This window comes from Thalassospira lucentensis (assembly GCF_050516545.1).
GTDB classification, from domain to species: domain Bacteria; phylum Pseudomonadota; class Alphaproteobacteria; order Rhodospirillales; family Thalassospiraceae; genus Thalassospira; species Thalassospira lucentensis_C.
The window spans coordinates 4510728-4534153 of sequence record NZ_CP191544.1 but is presented as its reverse complement, the minus strand read 5'-3'; the positions used below and the strand labels follow the sequence as shown (position 1 = coordinate 4534153).

Here is a 23426-nt window from a genome sequence, read left to right as displayed (position 1 = left end):
ACCACATCCGGTTTATTCGGTTGCGGTAATTCCCATTTCATCCACAGCATCTGCGCAACGGTTACAGATGGTCTTGTGTTCTGCGTGGCTGCCGACTTCCGGCAATGTCTGCCAGCACCGTTCGCATTTCTCACCATCTGCCAATCCCGGCACAACGCCAACACCTGCTACATCGTCAAGGGTATAGGCACCTTCTGGTGCATCACCCGTGATCAGTTCGATGTCAGATGTAATGGCGATTTCGGCAAGATTAAGGCCGTTCAACGCTTCGACATATTCTGCTGCTGCGTAAACCTTTGGTGCGGCATCCAAACTTGCGCCAATGCGTTTTTCCGCACGTTCAAGTTCAAGTGCGCCCGTTACAACACGACGCAGCTTGCGGATTTTCGCCCATTTCGCTGCAAGAACATCATCTTTCCAGCCATCGGAAACCGTATTGAAGGTTTCCGAATGAACCGAGCTGTCTGCACCATAACGGGCACGCCAAGCTTCATCGGCGGTAAAGCACAGAACCGGTGCCAACCAGCGCACAAGGCTATCAAAGACCCGGTCCATCACAGTACGTGCGGCACGGCGGCGCAAGCTGCTTGGCGCGTCGCAATAGAGCGCGTCCTTGCGGATATCAAGATAGAAGGCCGACATATCAAGCGCACAGAAGTTATGCAGTTCGATAAACATGCTGTGGAAGTCGAAATCAGCCGTTGTCTTGCGCACAACATCGTCAAGATTGCTCAGACGATGCAGGACCCAGCGTTCCAGTTCAGGAAGCGCGTCATCGGCAAGTTTTTCTTCGTCACTGAAATCGGCAAGGTTGCCGAGCAGGAAACGCAGCGTGTTGCGCAAACGGCGATAGATATCGGAATGGCGCTGAATGATTTCATGACTGATGCGCAGATCATCATGATAGTCCGAGCTGACCACCCACAAACGCAGGATATCGGCACCCAGTTTGTCGACGATGTCATTTGGCGCAATCACATTGCCAAGCGACTTGGACATTTTACGCCCGTTGCCATCAAGGACAAAGCCATGGGTCAGAACGGCTTCATACGGCGCACGACCGCGTGTACCACAAGATTCAAGAAGGGAGCTGTGGAACCAGCCACGATGCTGATCGGATCCTTCAAGATAGAGATCAGCCGGCCATTTCAGGTCCTGACGTTCTTCAAGAACGAAGGCATGGGTGGATCCGGAATCAAACCAGACGTCAAGAACGTCGGTGACCTGTTCGAAATCATTGGCGTCATATTTGTCACCAAGGAAATACTGCGCATCGCGGATGAACCATGCGTCTGCACCTTCTTCGCAGAAGGCTTCGTAGACGCGATCCAGAACTTCCTGATCGCGGAGCGGCTGACGGGTGTTTTTATTGATGAACACCGTGATCGGCACACCCCAAGCACGCTGGCGCGATACGCACCAATCCGGACGGTTGGCGATCATGGAATGCAGACGGTTGCGACCTGCTTCCGGGACGAAACGGGTTTCATCAATCGCCTTAAGCGCCTTTTCACGCAGGTCATTATCCTGCATGGAAATGAACCACTGCGGGGTGGTGCGATAAATAACCGGTGCCTTTGAGCGCCAGGAGCACGGATAGGAGTGCTTCAGGCGGCCACGCGACAGCAAGGCGCCTACTTCGATCAGTTTGGCGATGACTGCTTCGTTGGCATCGGCTTCTTTGCCGTTTTCATCATAGATACGTTTGCCGGCAAACAGCGGCACGGTCGGGTAATAGGCGCCATCGCCATCGACCATTTCGGGAATTTCCAGACCATATTTCAAACCGGTCTGGTAATCGTCCGGGCCATGGGTCGGCGCGGTATGGACAAAGCCGGTACCGGTTTCAGTCGTGACATAGTCAGCGGCCAGAAGCGGCACGTCAAAATCATAACCCTGACCCCGCAGCGGATGGGCTGAAAGCGTGCCTTCAAGGTCAGAACCCTTAAAGGTGCCAAGAACCTTATGTCCGGTAACACGACCGTTTCTGCACATATCTTCAAGAAGGTCGGTACAGACCGCCATCTTCTCGCCGACGGTGGCCCATGCTTCTTCGGCGGTTTCGGTAACTTCGATCACCGCATATTCGATATCGTCGCCATAGGAAATTGCACGGTTGCCCGGAATGGTCCAAGAGGTCGTGGTCCAGATGACGATGGTTGCGTCTTTCAGGACACCAACCTTGGTTTCAGTCACCGGGAAACGCACAAAGATCGTTTTGGACGTATGGTCGTGATATTCGACTTCGGCTTCTGCAAGGGCGGTCTTTTCAACCACGGACCACATGACCGGTTTGGAGCCCATATAGAGCGAACCGTTCATAAGGAACTTGCCAAGTTCACGGGCAATAGAGGCTTCGGCCTTGAAATCCATGGTGACATAGGGATTGTCCCAGTCGCCCATCACGCCAAGGCGTTTGAATTCTTCGCGTTGGATATCAAGCCATTTCTGGGCGAACTCGCGGCATTCCTTACGGAATTCGGCGATGGGAACATCATCCTTGTTTTTGCCTTTGGCACGGTATTGCTCTTCGATCTTCCATTCAATCGGAAGGCCGTGGCAATCCCAACCCGGAACGTAAACAGCGTTCTTACCCAGCATCTGCTGGGAACGGGTGATGACATCTTTAAGGATTTTGTTCAGCGCATGACCAATATGCAGATGGCCGTTGGCATAGGGCGGGCCATCATGAAGAACAAACATTTCACGGTCTGCCGAAATACCGCGAATTTTGCCGTAGAGATCCTCGGTTTTCCACTGCTCAAGCAGTGTTGGCTCCATCTTTGGCAAACCCGCCCGCATCGGGAAATCGGTTTGGGGCAGGATAACGGTTTTCTTGTATTCGACACTCATCGTGACGGTCCTGTGGTCTTGAACAAATTAATTAAGGGCGAGCCCCGGTGATACCACCTGATCTTGGCGGAACCCCAAAAAGGCGCGCGGATCATAGCGGGTTCGTCGATAAATTCAAATCTTGCCGAGAATCTCTTTGGCAGCAATGACATCGGAGGCGATCTGCGCCTTTAATGCATCAAGCCCGTCGAACTTCTGTTCGCCGCGGATAAAGCCGTGCAAACGCACGCGAACCCGGCGATCATAGATGTCCTGATCAAAGTCAAACAGATGGGCTTCAAGTCCGGCTTCATCATCGCCGCCGAAGCTTGGCCGGACACCAATATTGGCGACTCCGCGCACCCAGCATTCAACAGTTTCACCATCCGCTTCGGAAACCAGGCCAAGCTCGATGGCATAAACGCCAAATTTCGGACGCAGATGATCCCCCAAGGCGACATTGGCGGTTGGAAACCCGATTGTCCGTCCACGGGCATCCCCATGGGCAACCGTTCCGGCGATTTCCCACGGGCGCCCCAGAAGATGGGCGGCATCCTGCGGGCGACCATCACGCAGGGCCTGACGGATGGCGGTTGATGAATAAATGATCCCGTTATCATGGGTAACGGCCTCGACCGCCGTTACGCCAAAACCGGATTTTTCACCAATGGCGCGCAGCAGATCGACATTCCCGGCCCGGCCTTTGCCAAAACAGAAATCCCAGCCAACAACAACATGCTTGGCACCAAGGCCTTTGACCAAAACACGCTCGATAAATTCTTCGGCGGTCATGGCGGCAAAATCGCGATTGAAATCGGCCTGATAGAAAAGATCGATATCAATGCTGAGTGCTGCCGTTTCACGGTCTTGGGCAGAGGTCAGGCGAAAAGGCGGATCGTCGGCACGAAACAGCATGCGTGGATGCGGCTCAAACGTCAGGATCGCAAGCGGCACCCCGAGATCGCGGGCAATTTTACGTGCTTGATCCAGAAGCGTTTGATGCCCCAGATGCAAACCGTCAAAATTGCCGATCGCCACAACGGCGCCACGCGCATCATCGGTCAGGTTTTCAAAAGAACGGAAAACGCGCATTCGCGCCGGTCTCTCTTTGCAGCTTGGGTCCATGTCAGCCGATCGCATATCGGCAAATCCAGCAGGCAGCTATAAAGCGCGTGCCCCCGCAGCGTAAAGACTTTTCCATTAAAAAAGCACCAAACGCTGTGCATGGCTGCCCCACCGATATGCTTAACCGACAGTCGATCAACCGCGCGATGGCACCATCACAATTGCTTCGCCCGAAATCACGCAGCGATCCCCGACATAGCAATTGGTTTCAAGAATGGCGCGTTTTTTGGCCGGGGTCAGTTCGCGAACAACCACCTTGGCCGTTACGGTATCGCCAATACGCACAGGTGCCTTGAATTGCAGGTTCTGCGAAAGATAGATCGTCCCCGGACCGGGCAAACGAGTGCCCAAAACGGTGGAAATGAAACCGGCTGACAGCATGCCATGGGCAATCCGGCCTTCGAACATGGTGGTTTCGGCATAGTCCTGATTAAGGTGTACCGGGTTGTTGTCCCCAGACAGCCCGGCAAACATCACAATGTCTGTTTCGGTTACTGTCTTGCCGTAGCTTGCCGATAGACCGATTTCAAGATCTTCGAAATACAGTCCTTCCAGTCCATTCATCTCACTCATTTCCTAGAATTTCCTTGCCTGTCATGGTCAGGGTCGACCAACGCTTTTTCGCGCTTATGGTTAATTTTGCATCGCAGCAATTGTAATTTTATTGCGCAAATTTCAAATTGAGCAATCCCTATTTCGTCGAACAGGTCCAATTCACAGGCTTGCAATTGATGAAATCAGCGACATATCAATGACTTGCGAACAGGTCAAAAGACCTGAAAAATATGAAAAAGGCCGGTTTGACGGCCATAGGATCAAGGAAACCGTTCCAGATGAATGCGACAATCGCTGACACGTATGAAATTGCGATGGGCCGATGGAGCCGCCGTTTGTCACGCAGCTTCCTTGATTATGTTGCTGCCCCGTCTTGCGGTTCTTTGGTTGATGTTGGTTGCGGCACAGGCAGCCTGACACTTGCCGCGGCCACCCGCTATCCCAAGGCAGATATTGTCGGCATTGATTTGATACCCGATTACCTGACAGATGCGCTGCGCAGTTCCGCCCCCAATGTGCGATTTGAAACCGGTGATGCGACGGCATTGCCCTTTGCCGATGACAGCTTTGATACGGCCTTTTCCCAATTGTTGCTTAATGATCTGGAAGGGCCCGCTGGTGCGGTGGGGGAAATGGTCCGTGTAACCCGTGCCAATGGTACGATTGCCGCAACGGTCTGGGATCGCGTTGGCGGGTTGACCTTTATCCGGCTGTTTCTGGATGTTGCGGCCATTGTCGCCGGGCCGGATGGCGAAGACCTGCGTAGTCAGGTTTTCGACGTGCCCTATCAAAACGAAGATGCATTGTTTGATTTATGGTCGGAAGCCGGACTGGAAGAGGTTGATACCACAACCATCGCCGTTCGGATGGACTTCATTGATTTCGATGATTACTGGCAAGCATTGATGGGGGCACATAGTTTGATCAGGGTGTTTTACGCCAATCAACCGGCCGATCTTGCCCATGAAATTCAACAGGCGACCAGACGTGCCTATCTGGGTGGAAAGCCCGATGGTCGCCGGTCTTTGGTGGCATCTGCCCTTGCCGTGCGCGGGGTGGTGTCGCCTTGATTACGGCTTCTGATTACGGTTGACGAAATGGCAGCCATAAAATGCCCAGCAGGCTTTGGCTGTTTTTATCGCGGAATTCTTCCAGCCCGATTTGCATATCGTGGTCATTGTTCTGTGTATGGTCGACATAGCTGACGAACAGGCGATCCCAAACCGAGAGGATATTTCCATAATTGCTATTTGTTTCGCCCATCACACTTGAATGATGGACCCGGTGCATATCCGGGGTGACGATCAGGAACCGCAAAGTACGGTCAAGCGCCTTGGGCAGATGCACATTGCCATGGTTAAACAGGGCAAAACCACTCAGCATGCTTTCATAAATCACCACCGCCCACGGATCAGCGCCAATCAGCAAAACGAAGAATGACTTATAAAGCGCGGATGCAACGATTTCGAACGGGTGAAACCGAACCGCGGTCGACACATCAAATTCGGTATCGCAATGGTGCACCCGGTGAAAGCGCCAAAGCAGCGGCACCATATGGGTCAGGCGATGCTGCCAATAAATCACGCAATCCAGAACAATGATCGTGATCAGTCCGCCAAGAATGGCGGGCAGTCCAACCAGATTAATCGCCCCAAACCCGTTTTGCTTTGCCCAGATGGCGGTTGCGATCATCGCCGCCCCGACGGTAAAACGCGCCACGGCCGCACTGATCAACAGAATCCCGAAATTGGTCAACCAACGCATGGGACGGCGGACAACTTCCTTGGGCCGGTAAGGGGCGATGGCTTCCCAAAGCGCCATAACCGCCAAAATGGCGGCAAAGATGCTTAGTCGAAGTAAACCACTTTGATCCATTGAAACGGTCCTGTGCTGATCGGAATATCAAAAACGCGCGATACTTTTGGTGTTTGATCACCCTGCCCGATTGAACTGATAGCGGATAATCATACGTTCAAACAATATCTTGCTCGTCGCAGATACATCACCATTATGTTAGATAGTTATGAATTCAGGGTGAAACACACCTTTCCTGTCATTTGATTTCGACCAAGGAGGCCGCATGCCAAATCCATCAGGACGTTTACGGACATTTGCCCTTAGCGTGTTCGCAACCCTGTCCTTTGGCGGCATGGCGCAGGCCGATGGCCCCCCGTTTGATCTTCCGGTCGATTGCCTGAACGGTGTTTGCGACATTGTCCATTATGTCGATCATGATGCCGGTCCTGAAATTCGTGATTTCGCCTGTGGCACGACCACCTATGACGGGCATCGCGGCACTGATTTTTCCGTTCCCGATGAAGCCACGATGCTTGAAGGCATATCGGTGCGTGCGATTGCCGGTGGCACGGTCACGGCCCTGCGCGAAGGCGTTGAAGATATTGATTCTGGCCGCCTGGACAAGGGCAACCTTGAAGGTATGGAATGTGGCAACGGTATTCTGATTGACCATGATGACGGCTGGCAGAGCCAGTATTGCCATCTGCGTCGCGGATCAATCGCACTTAAAAAAGGTGACCGTGTCAGCCGTGGTCAATTGATTGCCGAGATTGGCATGTCCGGTCAGGCAACCTTCCCTCATCTGCATTTCAATCTGCGCAAGGATGATCAACTTGTTGATCCCTTCAGCGGTTCGACCATGGGGGCAAGCAACCAAGGCGATTGCAGTGTGGATAATGCGGTTTTGTGGTCATCAAATGCGCGGGCACAACTGACCTATAATGACATCACGCTTTACGGGCACGGCTTTTCGATGGCGCGTCCGAATGCATCTGATCTTAAGCGCGGATATGGCAAAGTGCCCGAATTGCCAAATACGGCACCGGGACTTTATTTCTGGGCCTATCTGATTGGCGCAAATGATGGTGATGTCATCCGCATGAGCCTGCAAACCCCGACCGGCAAAGGCGGGCATCGTGACTTTGTCATTGATCTGCCCAACGATCAGGGACCACGGGCAAAATGGTTCTTTATCAATATGGATCGCCCGGGTGATGTTTGGCCCGCAGGCATGTATCACGGTGAAGTTACCTTTACCCGTGCCGGGAAAGCCCCCCGTCAAATTGGCAAAAGCGATCTGACAATCCGGTGACGGATGACAATCGAGCTTTTCATACCCATATTATTTTTGACCAGTTCGGGCTTTGAAGTTCGTTCCGAAAAACAGCATAGACAGGCAAGCCTATCTACTGATGATTGTGTCGGTCGGATGTGCTTTTGCACGTCAGCTCAAATAAGTTTGCCTTCTATATTCCATACGAACTAAAATCACGTCAGAAACCCGCGCTATACATTGATTTTGTTGAAAACAGCACGAAATATCGACGCGAAAATGTACAGAATATATGATTGTTTGACCAATCAGCACGATATCGTACTGGTTTTAGTTGCTGTAATGATCTGCTTAGGCGGTATTCACACGGCCTTTAATCTGTACGCACGGGCCTGTATGGGGCGCCTGCAGCAAAAATTCTCGTGGTTGTTTCTAACCGGTGTTGTGACAGGTGGCGCGATTTGGGCGACGCATTTCATTGCGATGCTATCTTATGACCCTGTTGTGCCGGTTGGCTATGAGCCTGTTCTGACCGCCATTTCCCTTCTGATTGCCATTGTGGCAACCACCGTTGGTTTTGCCATCGCCTCGATCGCCGGTCCGCATTTGTTGCTGTCGCGCCTTGTCGGCGGGCTTGTGGTTGGGCTTGGCATTTCGGCGATGCATTTCACCGGCATGTCGGCAATGAGCGTTCCAGGCGTCATCAGCTGGCATATGGATATTGTCATCGCGGCAATCTTGCTAGGTGCCGTTTTCGGGATGGTTTCGCTTTGGCTGGCTGGTTCGGCGCGCACCATGCGCCAAAAACTTTGGGGCAAGGCCAATCTGACAGTTGCCGTTGCAACAATGCATTTCAGTGCGATGGGCGCACTGATCATTACACCCGATCCGACCGTCCCTGTTCCGCCCCAACTTATTTCTCAAACCTATCTTGCCGTTGGTGTTTCTGTTGTTGCGATCCTGATGATTGCCATTGGCTTTGTCACCGCCATGGTGGATCGCCAGTTACGCGACCATGTCAGCAACCGCATGCGTATTCTTGGCGATTCTGCGATTGAGGCCCTTGTCCTGACTCAACACGGCAAGATTATTGATACCAATGATAGCTTCCTGAAACTTTCAGGGGCCAAGCAACACGAAGTGATGGATCAGGACTTTTTGGCAACCTGGCTTCCCGATACGCCGCAAGCCTTTCGAAACGGCGATATCCACTATGTTGAAACCCTGCTGTGTCTGGATGATGAGGAAGACGGCCTTCCTGTAGAAGTCATTCGTCGCGAAATTCCCGCTGACGAGATTTCAGATGACACGGTGATTTACGGCCTGCGCGACTTGCGCGAACGCTATGCGGCGGAAAAGCACATTCGGTTTCTGGCCGAACATGATTCTCTGACCCAGTTGTTGAACCGCACGACATTCAATGACCGCCTTGGCGAAGCATTGGCAGAATCCGATGAAACCGGCATTCCGGTTACGGTCATGTGCCTCGATTTTGATCATTTCAAGGAACTGAATGATAGCTTTGGCCATATCGCAGGCGACCATGCCTTGCGTGAATTGGGCAAACGACTGGGCAAACTTTTAAGTGACGATGTCACCATTGCGCGTGTTGGTGGCGATGAGTTTGTTGTTCTTCTGCATCATCAAAACCGGACCAACCTGAAACAGGCCAATGTCCACGCACAGGAAATTGCCCAAAAAATCCTTGATAGTGTGGCCATTCCGATTTTCATCAATGAAGAAAATCGCGCCAAATTATCCGCAAGTATTGGTGTTGCCCATTACCCGACGGATGGCGAGGATGCTGAAAGCGTTCTGTTCCATGCCGACCTTGCAATGTATCGGGTCAAGCAATCGGGCGGCAATGACATGGTGTTCTATTCATCCGAAATGGATGAGGAATACCGGTTCAAACGTCAATTATCCTCGAACCTGCGCAAGGCAATGGATAACGGCCAACTCGAACTTTATTATCAGCCGCAATGCCATGCCGATAACCAGGAAATTTATGCGTTCGAAGCCCTGCTGCGTTGGACAGATCCAGAGATGGGTTCGATCCCGCCAAACCGGTTTATCCCGATTGCCGAGGAAACCGATCTGATTGTTCCCATCGGGGAATGGGTCCTGCGCACGGCCTGCTATGAAGCGGCCAGTTGGGAAAAGCCACTTGGCATCGGGGTCAATCTTTCGGCGGTCCAGTTGCAAAAACACGAACTGCCCGACGTGGTTGCAAGCATCCTTATTGAAACCGGCCTTGATCCAAAACGCCTTGAACTGGAAGTCACCGAAACAGCGCTTATCCATAACCCTGCGCGATCGATGAAGATACTTTCTGACATCAAGAAATTGGGTGTGCGCATTGCAATGGATGATTTCGGCACCGGTTATTCATCGCTGGCGACCTTGCAAAACTTCCCGGTCGACCGGATCAAAATTGACCAGTCCTTTGTCAATAAAGTGGTTGCCAATGAACAGGCCTGCGCCATTATCCGTGCGGTGATTAATCTTAGTCGCGACCTGTCCCTTGATATCATTGCAGAAGGGGTCGAAACAGATGAGCAGGCCAATTTCCTGACCGACCATGCCTGTAACTCGGTTCAAGGGTACAAGTACGGATATCCGTTACCAATCAGCGAATATCAGCATGTGGTTCACCCACCAGAACCCGAACCACAAACAATGCAAACCCCGCCCAAAACGGCGAATCGGGGCTCCGGGTTTGAAAAGGTTTAAGCTCTAAGCCATGCGAATTTATCGCCTGCGCCATCCCCACAAACAGGCAGATCGGCATTTGTGACAAATTCGGCATTAAAAAAGATACTTTTTCCACGTAGTTGAAAGTTTTTTGACGTTTTTTGAATCAGAAGCCTTGTATCCCACCCTTTTGCCTGCCTATATTTGGGACGTGCCTTGTCGGGCACTTGAGAGCTACCTGTCATAAGACGGAGAGAATATGATGAATAAGCGTAAAGCCGTTGCTATCGCCGTTGCCCGTGAGCAGCAGATTGCCCGTTCGATGGAAATCCTGTTTGCCGGTACTATTTTGGCCCTGATCGCATCGCTACTGGTCCTTTGATCCAGTTTCCGCTTTCTTCTCTTGTCCGAAATTTCGAACCAGACGGTTCTGAAACGACTTCTTTTAAAATAGCTCCATGACACATCACCGTATTTTCGTTGCCATCATTACGCGAATTATAAGCCCGGTTGTCTAAGGACACCGGGACGTACCAGTTCGCCTATTTGATGCCCTGAAAATCCGTGAGCACAGTCATGACCAATCATGCTTTTGCTGCGTCCCAAGCTGACGCACAATCAACCAAATCCGTATATTGTTTTTCTGTACATGCCGCTGCAGAACCGGACGTTATGCCCCGCGTTCTTGAGCTGTTTGCCAAACGTAATCTTGTTCCGGCAAGCTGGCATTCAACGGTTGCGGAAGGCAATCGTGGCTTTGCAGAATTGCAAATCGACATTCAAGTGCAACAACTTGAAACCAAAGTCGCCGAACATATTGCGCGTTGCCTGCGTCAGGTTGTTCATGTGAATACGGTCCTGACATCTGAAAAAGGCTATTCAAATTCAGCACTTAGCGCGTAGTCTGATTGGGTCGTGGTGCCGTTTTAACCCAAAGCGGCGCACGCCCCGACAGGAGTGACGAATTGGCCTATCTTGACCATATCAATGCCTGCAACAACGCCAATCTGTCTCGCTATGCCCGTTTTCGGATCGGAGACCACGCAGTTGGTGCCATGCGATCGGAGTTCGCAACAGCCCTGATTGCGCAGGGGCCGGACTTTGTCCGTGACGAGAACAGTGAATATGGCTTTGCTGCGCATATCACGACCCTGGAACACCGCAACGCGGCCCTTGCCACTGCGGTCGCATCATTACGCGACCAAGGCCTGATCAAGCGTCTGCACGGTGAGAAGTTTGACATTCGCAATTGCCTTGCCGATGCGCCGTTATGCCAGCTTGACCGGTTTGCCATGCCCTATTTCGGCTGCCGGTCATGGGGGGTGCATATGAACGGGTTTGTTCGCAAGTCCGATGGCATTCATATGTGGATTGCCCATCGCGCCAAGGACAAGCCTACCTATCCCGGCATGCTTGATAATATGGTCGCGGGCGGTCAACCGACCGGCCTTGGTTTTCGCCAGAACATGATCAAAGAATGCACCGAAGAAGCCGGTATTCCCGAACAATTATCGCAGAACGTTTTGCCGATTGGCGCCGTGTCATATCTTTATGAGACGGATGAGGGCCTGAAACCCGATGTAATGATTAATTTCGATCTGGAATTGCCAGAAGACTTCATCCCCCATTGCGCGGATGGTGAAGTCGACCGGTTTGAGCTTTTGCCCCTGGAAGAGGTTGCACAAATCGTTCAGTCCGGCTTTGCATTCAAGTTCAACTGTGCGCTTGTCGTTATTGATTTCTTGATCCGCCATGGACATCTCACCGCAGATAACGAACCAAGTTATTGCGAACTCGTTGCCGGACTTCATCGACAAACCAGCTGTTAATCCCGACCATTTCCCGCAAACAAAACAAAAGCACCAAACCCGCAGGTAAAGTGCTTTGTAATTTTGGGTGCATCCAAGATGATTAAGCCAATCACTGACGCGGAGTATTGGGCCCGCCCATAAGTGCGCCGACGGCCATCACGGTCAGTTTGGCGCGCAGGTCCGGATCAAGTTTATCCAGATCGCTTTGTTTGTTGCGCAGTGCCTTCACCGCCTCGGCAATCAATTCCTGACGGCGTTCGTCTGCTGCTGTCGGAACGGCACTTTTCTTTTTGCCAAGCTTGGCATCCGCCGCATTTAGCGCCTTTAGAATTTCCGTATGCGGGGCTTCGTTCTGTTCTGTCAGGGTTTCGGCCAGGGCGAGCGCACGGGCTTCTTCGACCGACATGCCTTCATCCTGATGAGCAAGGGCGCGGTCTTCTATCCGACGGGCCTGACGGGCTTGTGTTGCGGTTTGCTCAGCCGTCATCCCATCGCGCACCTGAAGGGATTGTGCGTCATTATAGGCACGAATGGCATCCCTGCCCTTTTTGCCGACAAAGACGCGCATCAGCGTTTCCTTGAGCAATCCCATCAACCCGTCCTTTGATTAAACGTCCCACATTGGGGTGCATCCATTATGCACATAAAGGGTTTCTAAATCATTGCCCCGTATCGCCACGGAGTTTTTCAATGATTCAAATATGTTGTGCGACACGGCTTTCTTCAACCGACAGAATGTAATCTATCAGGGCCTCGCAATCGCCTGTTTGCAGATGTTCAAGATCACAGACAAAATCAACATTGCTGCCGGCCGGATCATCGGCATGACCGACAATGCCAAACTTCACATATTCCGCGTCCAATGCATCCAGTGCGGAAATCAGATCCGCCACATGCACCCGGTCCGTTGATGTTAATGATGTCCGGACGAGAACCAGCATGTCTGCATCACAATCAATCACCTGTCGGGCAATGGACTGGGCATCGGAATGTTGGGGAGCGACATCAACATCAAATCCGCCGTCGGCAAACAGGGTTGCAACCTGCTTATGATAACGCTCCTCTTCCGAGGATGCGGTTGCCAACAGCAAACGCGGGTGACGTCCTTCCATTTCGGCAAACTTGGCAAGATTGGTCGCGAGTTGGGGTGATGTCATAACGCCTCGCTTTTAATGCCCGTTCGCCACAACGCATGGCAAACCGGGTCGGGTGGAGCAAGTCAGCGATGTATATCTTCGCGATATACCAGCACCACCAGTATCCCTTTCAAAACCCGGACTGGCAAGTATCGCGCTCATGCGATGTTTTACCAACCGGCCATCTCAAGCGGATTAACCCCAATGACATGCCCATGTCCAATCAGAATGACACCATAGGCAAGCACCCCAACGACAATATCCCCAAGTCCAATCGCCCCTTTAAGCAGTCCAGACGGGGAAAACCGCCGAGTCCCTGATAAAATGGCCTGATGTTGGCTTTGGGGAATGTCGCGCAGGCGGATTTTTTCCATCCGAGAAAACCCGATCAGGGCAAAAATCGCACTCCCGCCAAAAAACAACACAGCCACAAGGTCCCCATTGGCAATCACATGCCCCATCCCCCACAGGAAAACCCCCAATAACAGCGGGTGACGGCAAAACCGATTAATCCCCGGCCGCGCTGGATCAAAGCCGGTTTTACGCCCAATCGACAAGGGACATGGTTGAAGAATGGCGCAGGCCCACAAAATACAGGTGGGCAACATGATAATAATGAGAAACTTTGCCTGCCATGGTTGATAGTCCCACAGCACAAACGACTCCGCGACCAGTACTTCGTAAATAACCCACCCAAACAAGATCGTGGAAAGGATAGAAAAACCAATGACATACCCATGGCATCCGATCCGTTTGACAATCTTCTCGCGCAGAAGACCCGGGATGATATGCGCGCCCAGAAAAACCGCCACCGAGATGAAAAACCAGACCAATTTGCGATCCTCTCTTTACATTGCTGCTTCAACATGCAAATTGCGCTGTTCGCGCAGGCTGGTCAGGATGCGAATCTCCAAGACCCTTGCGTTACGTGATATTAGCGGATACCTCTGTATCCCTGTTTGACATCGGACAATAAGCAACTGCCTTTGGTGAAATGCCATCGGCGGGCAACGGAACACGGAATATACTCGAAATGAGCTGGACGCCGGAAAAAATTGAATTGCTGACCTCGCTCTGGAATCAGGGCTGGACTACGGCACGTATCGGTGAAGAACTGGGCGTTGGCAAAAATGCCGTCGTTGGCAAGGCGCACCGCCTTGGCCTGCCTAAACGCCCTTCCCCGATTCAGCGTCGTGCTGAGGAAGCTGAACAGAAGAAAGCACCGGCACCTAAACAGCCGGCCAAGGGCATCACGATCTATGACCTTGGCCCTGGCATGTGCCGTTGGCCGTTTGGTGATCCGGACCACGATGACTTCCACTTCTGTGGCAAGAAAATCGTTCCAACCAAACCTTACTGTCTTGAGCATTGCACGCAGGCTTACCTGAACGGCAAAAGTCCGCGTGAGGATAATCCTCCCGGACAGCAGGGTGGCCCCGGCCACAAAGGCCCGCAAGCGCCAACCAAGAAATAATATTTTTCTGCGATAGGTCATTGAACCTTGTAGATACAGATCAAAAAAGCCGCCCTTTTTATAAGGGGCGGCTTTTTTCCTATCCGGGTTGCTTAACCTTGCTTATTCGCTTTGCAAGACGTATTTGGCAAAGCCATCCTGATCTTCGCCAACGAAGCTGATATTATCGGGCGCATTGGCCGCACCGGATGCCTTGGGGCTGGTCACGAAGCTGACATTCGACGCATCCCCGATCGAGGCAAAGGTCCAGTTGCCGTCGGCCTTTGGATCAATTTCCTTTTCGCTCAGGATGTAGTTTCCAAGAACCGTGCGGTTTTCATCGGGTGCCTCGACAATGATGGTTGATCCATCCAGACCCGGGAAGTTACCGCCACCGCCAGCACGATAGTTATTGGTCGCGACAATGAATTGCTGATCGGCTGTTACCGGCTTGCCATCAAATTCCAGATTGAGGATACGGTGACTATCACCGTTTACCACGTCGCCTTCCTTATTATAACGGGCAGCCTTGGTGATATCGATCTGATAGGTCACACCATCAATCACATCATAATTGTAGGTCGGGAAATCCGGATTGATCAGGGCCTGTTCTTCGCCACTGTTCGGGTCAATCTGATTGAACTGCCCGGCGGACATTTCAAGCCATTCACGTACCTGATCACCATCAAGCAACACCGCACGTACCGTGTTGGGATAGATGTAAAGATCGGCGACGTTTTTCAGCGCAATCTTGCCTTCGGGGATATCGGTGAAGTAATCGGGGCCACCGCGGCCACCTGCCTTGAACGGTGCACCCGCGGACAGGATCGGGATGCCGTCATATTCCGAACCGTTCAGGATTCTTTCGAGATACCATTTCTGGGCATTGGTCACAATCTGGATTGAAGGGTCATCGGCCACCAGCGCGAAGAAACTGTTGATCGGTGCAGACGTCGTGCCGACACCTTCACGCATATAGGCAATGGTTGCTTCGTGTTCGTCTTTGACTGCGGCAATGATATCCGGGTCTGCTTCGACCAGCGGAGTGACAGTGCGGCCTTCGCGCTGATAGATCGGACGGGCGTCAGACAGGCTATCGACCACTTTCCAGTCACCGGCATCCGATACATTCAGTGTTAAGTCAATCACGCCAAGATGACTGCCCCAGAAGCCCGGCATAACCGCAGCAACGCCGTTAATCGTGCCTTTGGCAATGTCGACACCTTCGAGATCGGAAAACGCATCAGACGGAAACACGGTGTGGGCATGACCAAACAGGATCGCGTCAATGCCACCCACCTTCGACAGGTGATAAGTGGCGTTTTCTTCCATCCCATCACGTTCCATGGTCGAAAGCCCGGAATGCGGGACAGCGATAACGACATCCGCACCTTTTTCGCGCATTTCCGGGACGTATTTTTCGGCCATCTCAACGATGTCTTTGGAAATCACTTTGCCTTCAAGATTGGCCTTGTCCCATTGCATGATCTGCGGTGGAACAAATCCAATCACGCCGACCTTTGCCTTATGGGTTTTGCCCGCATCATCAACAAATTCACGATCCAGAATCACATAGGGCTGGAAATACGGCTGATCATTTTCTGCATTGCCATCGCCGTCATCGACAAAGACATTGGCACTGACATAGGGAAAATTGGCCCCGGCAATCGAGTTGTCGAGAAATTCCAGACCATAATTGAATTCGTGATTGCCGATATTGGCCGCGTCATAGCCTAAAAGATTCATCGCCTTAAAGACAGGATGGGTTTCGCCTTTTTCCAGTCCACGTTCCTTGGCCATATAATCGCCAAGCGGATTGCCTTGGATAAGATCGCCATTATCAACAAAGACAATGTTTTCTGCTTCGCCGCGTGCTTCTTTGAGCAGTGTGGCAACCTTTGCCAAACCAACCGTGTCAGATGCGCCATCACGATAATAATCGTAATTGACCAGATGCGTGTGAATATCGGTCGTTTCGAGGATCCGAAGCGAAACCGTGCTGTCGGCAAGTGCCGTCCCGCTGGCCAGTGCCAGCGACAGCCCCATAACAGCAGCACCTGTCTTGTTGATAAATGCCATGTGTCTTTTCCTTGTTCGTGTGCTCGGTCGGACAACTGTATTCTTGTTCAGATGGTCAAGTTTTGAAGATTTTGCGAAAAAGACAAGGCAAATACAAATAGAAACGCCTGCGCGTCTGCACAGGCGTTTCTAAACTTGAAGCAATCCGCCAATTTGGCGCGATTAATCAGGCAGGTACAGCTACCGGGGATTTATAGCCCCGAACCACTTCGTTCCCCGGTTCCGGATCATTGGGCACATTAAATGCCAGGATCAGCGACACCGCCGCCATTGCCGCCCCGGCCAGGAACACCGCGCTGGGCGAAATCAGCCAAAGCAGGCCAAAGGCAACAGGGATAAACACCGCTGCGATGTGATTGATGGTGAAGCTAACCCCGGCCGTTGATGAAATATCGGCAGGATCGGCGATCTTTTGGAAATATGTCTTAATCGCAATCGCCATGGCAAAGAACAAATGGTCAATCACGTAAAGACCACCGGCAATAACGTGGTTTTCAACAAAGGCATAAGACACAAAGACACAGAACAACCCGATATATTCAAAGCTGAGCGCACGGCGCTCGCCCCATTTCGCAATCAGCTTGCCGATTTTCGGTGCCAAAAACATATTGATTGCGTGGTTCAACAGATACAGCAGCGTAATCGTTGCCGCATCATAGCCGAACTTTTCGACCATCAGGAAACCGGCAAAAACCGTAAAAATCTGACGGCGCGCGCCGCTCATGAATGTCAGTGCGTAATACAGCCAATAACGTTTGCGCAAGATCAGCTTTTTGGTTTGCGGGTGGGCATCGGAGAATTTTGGAAACGCGCCCCAGATGAACAGGGCCGCAATGACCGTCAGCGCCCCGCCAAACAGATAGACATAGCGATATTCGACAGCAAAAACTTCCAGCATCACCCAGACCACGCCAAACATCACAAGCGATGAAATCGATTTGGCGGAAAGCTGTTTGCCCATCACGATGGCCGTGCGTTCTTTCTTCACCCATTGCAGGGAAAGCGCCTGTTGCATGGTTTCAAAATAATGGAACCCGATCGACATCAGCACCGTGGTGCAATACAGCCCGACCACAGTCGGGAAATATCCCGAAATGGCAACGCCAATCCCCAGCACCAAAAGCGATAACAAAGCAAATGTCTGTTCGCGCAGGATCAGCAGGACGAAAATTGCGGTGAAAGCAAGAAAACCCGGAATTTCGCGCAGGGACTGCAATATCCCGATTTCACGTCCGGTAAAATCGGCCATCTCGACCGAAAAGTTGTTCAAAAGCGCCATCCAGGTCGAAAAGGATAGCGGCATGGCCGCAGCCATAAGGATCAAAAGAACTTCGGGGTTGCGCCAGCCCTTATAGACAGGCGTGGTATTATTGCCATCAGCCACATCGCCGAGTGGGGCGGCGTGATTACTGGCTTCTGGTATCAGGTCCTTGGACATTTTGTCTCCCCAGACAGGGCCGCATTGGTGGCCGTTCCATTGTCACAACTGTGTATGGTTTGGAATACGACCAAATTAAACCTGTCGAGGCCGTCTGTCTTACGTTAATCTGCCAACATATATCGCAATTCAGACAGTTTCAGGGTTGCCTGTCTTATGCCCCATATCATGAATACTTTTGATGCCCGTCCGATCCATCACAATAACCGCCCACGGCCCAAAGAATTACCCCGTGCGGTTTATGTCCGGGTCAGCGACATGCCCGCTGGCTATCATGTTGCCAGCCATAGCCATGACTGGAACCAGCTTCTTTACGCACTAGATGGAACAATGACAGTCGTTACCGAAGCAGGCATGTGGATTGTCCCGCCGCAACGCGCGGTCTGGGTGCCACCCCATACCGAACATGCAGTGACCTGTACCGGTTTCACCCGCGCCCGTCATTTGTATATCGGCCGCGATGTAAAAGTGAATTTGCCCGATCGCTGCATTGTTCTGGAAGTCAGCCCGCTTTTACGCGAACTGATCCGCGCCGCCACTGAAATTCCGATTGAATATGATGAAGACGGAGAAGAAGGACGCTTGATCCGTGTTCTTCTGGATCAGATCAAAGCACCCGATCAAGACAATCTTCACTTACCGGCCACAAAGGATTTGCGGCTTTCGAAAATCTGCGAGCATCTGCAAAGCGATCCGGCAGATAACCGAACCCTTGATGATTGGGCAAAGGTCAGCGGGGCCTCCAGCCGGACCTTGGCCCGGCTGTTTCAGCGCGATACTGGCATGCCATTTCGCGACTGGCGGCAGAAGCTTCGCCTTTTATATGCCTTGGAAAAACTGGCCAATGACCGCCCTGTCACAGAGATTGCCCTTGATCTGGGCTATGAAACACCATCAGCTTTCATAGCCATGTTCAGAAAGGCAACCGGGCGGACACCCGGTGGATATTTCCACTAACGCACGCAAAGATCATCTTGAATCAAAATGACGTTTTATCAATGCGTGTGTGGAAATACGTCTCTAGTCCGTAAAGTGCCGAAGCGGAGGCAGAATATCGTTTTCTGGTTCGGCGTCTTTGCCATACCGGTTAATCGCATTGGAGTGGGCCGGAGCCGACCGGCGATTTTGGGCACAAAGATTGTGAATTTCGACCATCATGTCAGGCGACCAGCACAAAGCGGAATCAGACGGCATTGAAGCTTCTTGTGATTCACGGCTTGTTTTGACTTTGTGATCCTTGCCGTCGCTATGGTGTATTTCACGGTCCCGATCAAACAAAATGCGCTCGATCGTTGGCATGGCTTCTGCTATGGATCTCAAGACCTCAACACTGTCGCCGATCGTCTTGACCATTGCGCGGGCCATTTCTTCGTATGAATCTGCATGATCGGTGTCGCGCGGTGTCGCGTTCGCATCATCGATCAGACTGAAACCCTTCGCCGAATTCACTATAAGCGAGACAGGACTATGCCAAGCTTTGTGGTTTGGTTCGTTTACTCTACGGCCAGGAACGATGTGACTGGCCTTGCCCCAATCGCGACCCGGATCGGAGAAATTCGTCTCCCCGTAGCGGCGTGCTGGGTGTGTGTCGCATGAATGCATTTTCTCCCCCAAAGAGATAAATAAGCATTGCCCCGAAAACTCTGCCCTTCCGATTATTGCGTGCAGAGCCATTTCTTAGAATTTTTGTGCGCCATATGTACCACGGACGCAATTTTCTCAATGCCCATTCCGTCCAAATCAATTTGCAATCAGTCCATAAAATCGCTCTAACCCGCAGTACACTTAGTCTTTCATTAACCAAACGCGCTCTTTGGTGTAGGTAATCTGAAGAATAGCTATACCAATGGGGTTTTGCCCCTATCGCGAATTGAGAACCGAAAAAGAAACGCAGTCCGGATTCGGCCCATGCGCCAAATGCCGCATGAAAATGTAGAAGAACGGGTCGGAAACCTGAATTGGCGGCTAGAAGGTGACGAATCAACTGCCCGGCAGGTCACACAGTTAGTATTTCACTGTCGACACCTTCCCTATACTTGAGAGATCGGATGCTGCTTGTTCCAAGCCAAACCCCTTGGCCCGAATGAACAGGTTATATACGCGATGAGAGCTGGCGGCATGGATTGAGAGTATAGGGTCTAGAACCAACTTCGGTGCCTGATCTCAGTCATAAAAACAACAAGAAACAACGACATATTTCATCGCCGAGTAATTTTTAATGCCTCTTAATGTTTGAAATCATTCAGATAAATGCCATCTCAAACCGTCAAAATTCATTTGATCATTTGTTTGCTTTGCGTCATTCGTAAATTTGATTTATCTTATTTACGTGGATAGGCAAGTAGCCTGACCCAATCCACACGTATTAGCGCAATTTAAGTGCTTGCCACGTAGGCAACTTGGGGTAAATGAAATGCAACCGGAACAGGATTTTGCTGGTACTGCCAGTACTTATTTTACTGTTGATGGCCTTCCTGTAAATGAACGCTATGGCATTTGGAAAGATGCTATTCAGAGTATTTTTAGCGTCGATGCAGAGAAGCAGATTCGAGAAGACGACTTTCGAACAACGATAGAATCCCATTTATTCGGCTCATTAATGCTTATGGAAGTTCATACGCGTGCTCAGCAATGGGGACGGGGCTATGAGCAGATTGCCGGGAACGGCATGGACCATTACGGCATTGGTCTTTACCAAGAAGGTACCGTCTATTGCGAGGGCGCAAAGGGCGGCAAGGTTTTAAAACCCGGCGGGTTGATGATTTATGATCTTACCCAACCTTTTACAGCCGAGACAAGCGACCTTAAGAACCTTAACCTTGTGATTCCGCGTTCGCTGGTTGAAGACTTGCTTCACCAACCAGATGAACATTGCATGCGCTTTCTTGAACCGTCCGATCCGATGGTTCAGATCATTCGCGATATGATCATTTCGCTGCATCGCAATGTGGTTTCTCTCAATTATCAGCAATCATTGGTGTTGGAAAAAACAATTCCGATGTTGCTGGCCAATTGCCTGAATTCGGTATCGGGTCAAACCCGCGAAACCAGCCACGAACGCCAAAACATTTTGAGCATGGTCCGCATGAGACGGTATTTCCGCGAAAACCTTGGTTCCCCGGAACTCAACCCACGTCAGGCAGCTCAGGATCTGGGTGTCTCACGATCCAAGCTTTACACATGCTTTGCGCCATATGGCGGGGTCTATAATTACGTTCGTGATTTACGGTTACGTCGGGCAATTACGTTATTGAACGACCCACTTCGTACCCGTTCATCCATCTATGACATTGCTTTGGAATGTGGATTTTCCAGCGATGCCAGCTTCATCCGCGCGTTTCGGGAGAAATATGACGTGACACCGGGCGAAGTCCGAAATGGTGCCGCGGTCCATGGCCGCAAGTATTTTGGCAATGGCGGCCCTGCCGACAAGCTGTTTGAAAACTGGATACATGGCCTAACCTAGGCTTAAGACCATCCAACCTGATCTGATTAACCAATGCCCCGTAACAGGTATTGGTTAATCGGGATCTTTTTCACCTGTTCTTATCAAGAAAACACCCCGATCACGGTCAAGAGGCGGCAGGCATTGCAGCCCTTGCCACAGGCAATCTATTGCCTCGCCAATCTCCTAAGAAAGGATCACCCAAGTTGCGAGATAGCAAGATTTTGGGGTGCAGCTTCGTCTTGCAAATATGTTCCATGCCCCAGCAACCCTTCGATTGCCAGAATTTCAACATGTTCGGACTTGAACAGATTGATCACGCGCAGACCGATATAGGGATTGGGCACAAGGATAATGTCTGCCAAGCCAAGATAAAGCTCGATCAACTGACTTAGATTGGATTGGTTTTGTTCAATGATGACGACGGGTCGCTGATTGGCAAATCGCGTATAGGGGATTAGCTCATCTGCAAAAAGTTGCATTGCATTCTGTATCATAGCGGCCCGTCCCTACCTGGTTTGCGACCCGTTGCGATGCCCTATGATCACGCCACTCTTGGCTATGGCATCTCTGCTGAGAACACTGAGTGTGCCCCATAAAAAAAACGCCACTATCCCGTGAGTCCAATTTTTTGTGCAAAGCGTCCAGATTTTTGATCAAACATCTTCTGGCCAGAACCGTTTGCAATTTTTGTCAGCCCAGACATGAAAATTTGTCATTCATTCAATCGCCTGAATGTCGGCTATTGATAGCAAGGACAGACTGGCAAAAAGGCTGCAGCGATGAATACAACTTGGTCGGGCATTGGATTGCGACTGGCAGCGACCGCGCTGTTTGCAGTCATGAGCCTTTTTGTCCGCATGGCATCGTTTGAGGCACCCGTCGGTCAGATCGTTTTTTGGCGAAGTTCGGTCGCCTTGCTGCCGATCATTTTATACCTGATGTGGCGTAAAGAATTTCCACGCGCGCTTCGCACCAAACGCCCAGGGGGCCACCTTAAGCGAAGTACTTATGGTTGTGTATCGATGTTTCTGTCGTTCATTTCGCTTGCTTATCTACCGCTTGCGCTTGCCACTGCTCTTGGCTTTTTAGCACCATTGGTCGTCATTCCAGTTGCTATACTTGCCCTTCGGGAAAATCCCGGCTGGCTTGTGATCAGTGCAACTTTCGGCGGGTTTGCAGGTGTATTTCTGATCTTATGGCCGATGATATCGACACCGGGTCTTGATCATGGAACGATAATGGGCATTACAGCAGGCATTGCCTTTGCAATCACCACTGCCTTTGCCAAGGTTCAAATCAAGGCACTTACAACCACCGAACCATCGGGGACGATTGCGTTCTATTTTGCGGTTATCTGTTCTATCGGTGGGTTGCTCAGCCTCCCGTTTGGCTGGGTTCCCGTATCGTCGGAAAATCTCATCTGGCTTATTGGTGCAGGCTTGACCGGCGGACTTGCCCATATCGCAATGACCGAAGCGCTTGCACGTGCACCGGCATCAACGTTATCGGCATTTGAATATACCGCGATGATTTGGGCCATTCTTCTTGATGTATTGGTGTTTGGCATACTCCCCGCCCCGGTAAGCTTGATCGGCGGGGTTGTGATCGTGCTGGCGGCTGCCGTTGTCATGTTTAATGATCAACTGATTGCATTGACACAGAAGCACCTTTGCACGCCAATAAAACCATTATAGCACGATACAATCAAATGAAACACACCATCAAGCAATAACAATTTATACTTGCATAACCTTGAGTTGAAGTGCCATTACTGAAGAATTAAAA

Annotated in this window: 20 protein-coding genes; 9 read left to right on the top strand and 11 right to left on the bottom strand. The window is 51.3% G+C overall.

Annotated elements, in window-relative coordinates; all coding sequences use genetic code 11:
- Window positions 1–12: 12 nt before the first annotated feature.
- The 3 genes from ileS to ACQ0MK_RS20690 all read right to left on the bottom strand — a co-directional run bounded on the left by ileS (window position 13) and on the right by ACQ0MK_RS20690 (window position 4530).
- Entirely contained in the window at window positions 13–2853 is a 2841-nt protein-coding gene (gene ileS / locus ACQ0MK_RS20700; protein ID WP_430474229.1) for an isoleucine--tRNA ligase, read from the bottom strand.
- A gap of 114 nt (window positions 2854–2967) precedes the next feature.
- Window positions 2968–3924 (bottom strand): bifunctional riboflavin kinase/FAD synthetase, encoded by a 957-nt coding sequence (locus tag ACQ0MK_RS20695; RefSeq protein WP_430474228.1) that lies wholly within the window; start codon window positions 3922–3924, stop codon window positions 2968–2970.
- A 168-nt stretch (window positions 3925–4092) separates the two neighbouring features.
- Window positions 4093–4530, bottom strand: coding sequence for a MaoC family dehydratase (locus ACQ0MK_RS20690; protein ID WP_430474227.1), 438 nt, complete (start codon window positions 4528–4530; stop codon window positions 4093–4095).
- A gap of 260 nt (window positions 4531–4790) precedes the next feature.
- Here ACQ0MK_RS20690 and ACQ0MK_RS20685 point away from each other — a divergent pair, with 260 nt between their 5' ends.
- Entirely contained in the window at window positions 4791–5582 is a 792-nt protein-coding gene (locus ACQ0MK_RS20685) for a class I SAM-dependent methyltransferase (RefSeq protein ID WP_430474226.1), read from the top strand.
- 13 nt (window positions 5583–5595) lie between these two features.
- Here ACQ0MK_RS20685 and ACQ0MK_RS20680 read toward each other — a convergent pair whose 3' ends face one another.
- Window positions 5596–6387 (bottom strand): sterol desaturase family protein, encoded by a 792-nt coding sequence (locus ACQ0MK_RS20680; protein ID WP_350046890.1) that lies wholly within the window; start codon window positions 6385–6387, stop codon window positions 5596–5598.
- A gap of 205 nt (window positions 6388–6592) precedes the next feature.
- Here ACQ0MK_RS20680 and ACQ0MK_RS20675 point away from each other — a divergent pair, with 205 nt between their 5' ends.
- The 4 genes from ACQ0MK_RS20675 to ACQ0MK_RS20660 all read left to right on the top strand — a co-directional run bounded on the left by ACQ0MK_RS20675 (window position 6593) and on the right by ACQ0MK_RS20660 (window position 12105).
- Window positions 6593–7621, top strand: a complete 1029-nt coding sequence (locus ACQ0MK_RS20675; RefSeq protein ID WP_430474225.1) for a M23 family metallopeptidase — start codon at window positions 6593–6595, stop codon at window positions 7619–7621.
- Window positions 7622–7978: 357 nt separating this feature from the next.
- A complete protein-coding gene (locus tag ACQ0MK_RS20670; RefSeq protein WP_430474224.1) occupies window positions 7979–10315 on the top strand; it encodes a bifunctional diguanylate cyclase/phosphodiesterase in 2337 nt (778 codons plus the stop codon).
- Window positions 10316–10852: 537 nt separating this feature from the next.
- Window positions 10853–11179, top strand: coding sequence for a hypothetical protein (locus ACQ0MK_RS20665; protein WP_350041994.1), 327 nt, complete (start codon window positions 10853–10855; stop codon window positions 11177–11179).
- A gap of 62 nt (window positions 11180–11241) precedes the next feature.
- Complete coding sequence (locus tag ACQ0MK_RS20660) at window positions 11242–12105, top strand: DUF4743 domain-containing protein (protein WP_430474223.1); 864 nt, start codon at window positions 11242–11244, stop codon at window positions 12103–12105.
- Between the two features lie 91 nt (window positions 12106–12196).
- On the opposite strand, the gene ACQ0MK_RS20655 is transcribed toward ACQ0MK_RS20660, so the two are convergent.
- The 3 genes from ACQ0MK_RS20655 to ACQ0MK_RS20645 form a co-directional block, all read right to left on the bottom strand.
- Window positions 12197–12679: a hypothetical protein gene (locus tag ACQ0MK_RS20655; protein WP_350041996.1), complete on the bottom strand. Its 483-nt coding sequence runs from the start codon at window positions 12677–12679 to the stop codon at window positions 12197–12199.
- 103 nt (window positions 12680–12782) lie between these two features.
- Window positions 12783–13244 carry a methylmalonyl-CoA mutase gene (locus ACQ0MK_RS20650; protein WP_430474222.1) on the bottom strand — a complete coding sequence of 154 codons (462 nt, stop codon included), beginning with the start codon at window positions 13242–13244 and terminating at the stop codon, window positions 12783–12785.
- A gap of 149 nt (window positions 13245–13393) precedes the next feature.
- Window positions 13394–14056 (bottom strand): NnrU family protein, encoded by a 663-nt coding sequence (locus tag ACQ0MK_RS20645; RefSeq protein ID WP_430474221.1) that lies wholly within the window; start codon window positions 14054–14056, stop codon window positions 13394–13396.
- Window positions 14057–14256: 200 nt separating this feature from the next.
- On the opposite strand from ACQ0MK_RS20645, the gene ACQ0MK_RS20640 reads away from it, so the two are divergent.
- Window positions 14257–14697 (top strand): GcrA family cell cycle regulator, encoded by a 441-nt coding sequence (locus ACQ0MK_RS20640; protein ID WP_430474220.1) that lies wholly within the window; start codon window positions 14257–14259, stop codon window positions 14695–14697.
- Between the two features lie 102 nt (window positions 14698–14799).
- Here the strand turns inward: ACQ0MK_RS20640 and ACQ0MK_RS20635 are convergent, their stop codons facing one another.
- Window positions 14800–16755: a bifunctional 2',3'-cyclic-nucleotide 2'-phosphodiesterase/3'-nucleotidase gene (locus ACQ0MK_RS20635; RefSeq protein ID WP_430474219.1), complete on the bottom strand. Its 1956-nt coding sequence runs from the start codon at window positions 16753–16755 to the stop codon at window positions 14800–14802.
- A gap of 166 nt (window positions 16756–16921) precedes the next feature.
- Window positions 16922–18193, bottom strand: coding sequence for an MFS transporter (locus ACQ0MK_RS20630; protein WP_430474218.1), 1272 nt, complete (start codon window positions 18191–18193; stop codon window positions 16922–16924).
- A 168-nt stretch (window positions 18194–18361) separates the two neighbouring features.
- Between ACQ0MK_RS20630 and ACQ0MK_RS20625 the strand changes: the two genes are divergently transcribed.
- A complete protein-coding gene (locus tag ACQ0MK_RS20625) occupies window positions 18362–19150 on the top strand; it encodes an AraC family transcriptional regulator (RefSeq protein WP_430474217.1) in 789 nt (262 codons plus the stop codon).
- Window positions 19151–19213: 63 nt separating this feature from the next.
- Here ACQ0MK_RS20625 and ACQ0MK_RS20620 read toward each other — a convergent pair whose 3' ends face one another.
- Window positions 19214–19867 carry a hypothetical protein gene (locus ACQ0MK_RS20620; RefSeq protein WP_430474216.1) on the bottom strand — a complete coding sequence of 218 codons (654 nt, stop codon included), beginning with the start codon at window positions 19865–19867 and terminating at the stop codon, window positions 19214–19216.
- 739 nt (window positions 19868–20606) lie between these two features.
- Between ACQ0MK_RS20620 and ACQ0MK_RS20615 the strand changes: the two genes are divergently transcribed.
- Window positions 20607–21659 carry a helix-turn-helix domain-containing protein gene (locus ACQ0MK_RS20615; RefSeq protein ID WP_430474215.1) on the top strand — a complete coding sequence of 351 codons (1053 nt, stop codon included), beginning with the start codon at window positions 20607–20609 and terminating at the stop codon, window positions 21657–21659.
- Between the two features lie 176 nt (window positions 21660–21835).
- On the opposite strand, the gene ACQ0MK_RS20610 is transcribed toward ACQ0MK_RS20615, so the two are convergent.
- Window positions 21836–22120, bottom strand: coding sequence for a hypothetical protein (locus ACQ0MK_RS20610; RefSeq protein ID WP_430474214.1), 285 nt, complete (start codon window positions 22118–22120; stop codon window positions 21836–21838).
- 300 nt (window positions 22121–22420) lie between these two features.
- Here ACQ0MK_RS20610 and ACQ0MK_RS20605 point away from each other — a divergent pair, with 300 nt between their 5' ends.
- On the top strand, window positions 22421–23335 hold the full coding sequence (locus tag ACQ0MK_RS20605) for a DMT family transporter (protein WP_430474213.1): 915 nt from the start codon (window positions 22421–22423) through the stop codon (window positions 23333–23335).
- Window positions 23336–23426 lie beyond the last annotated feature (91 nt).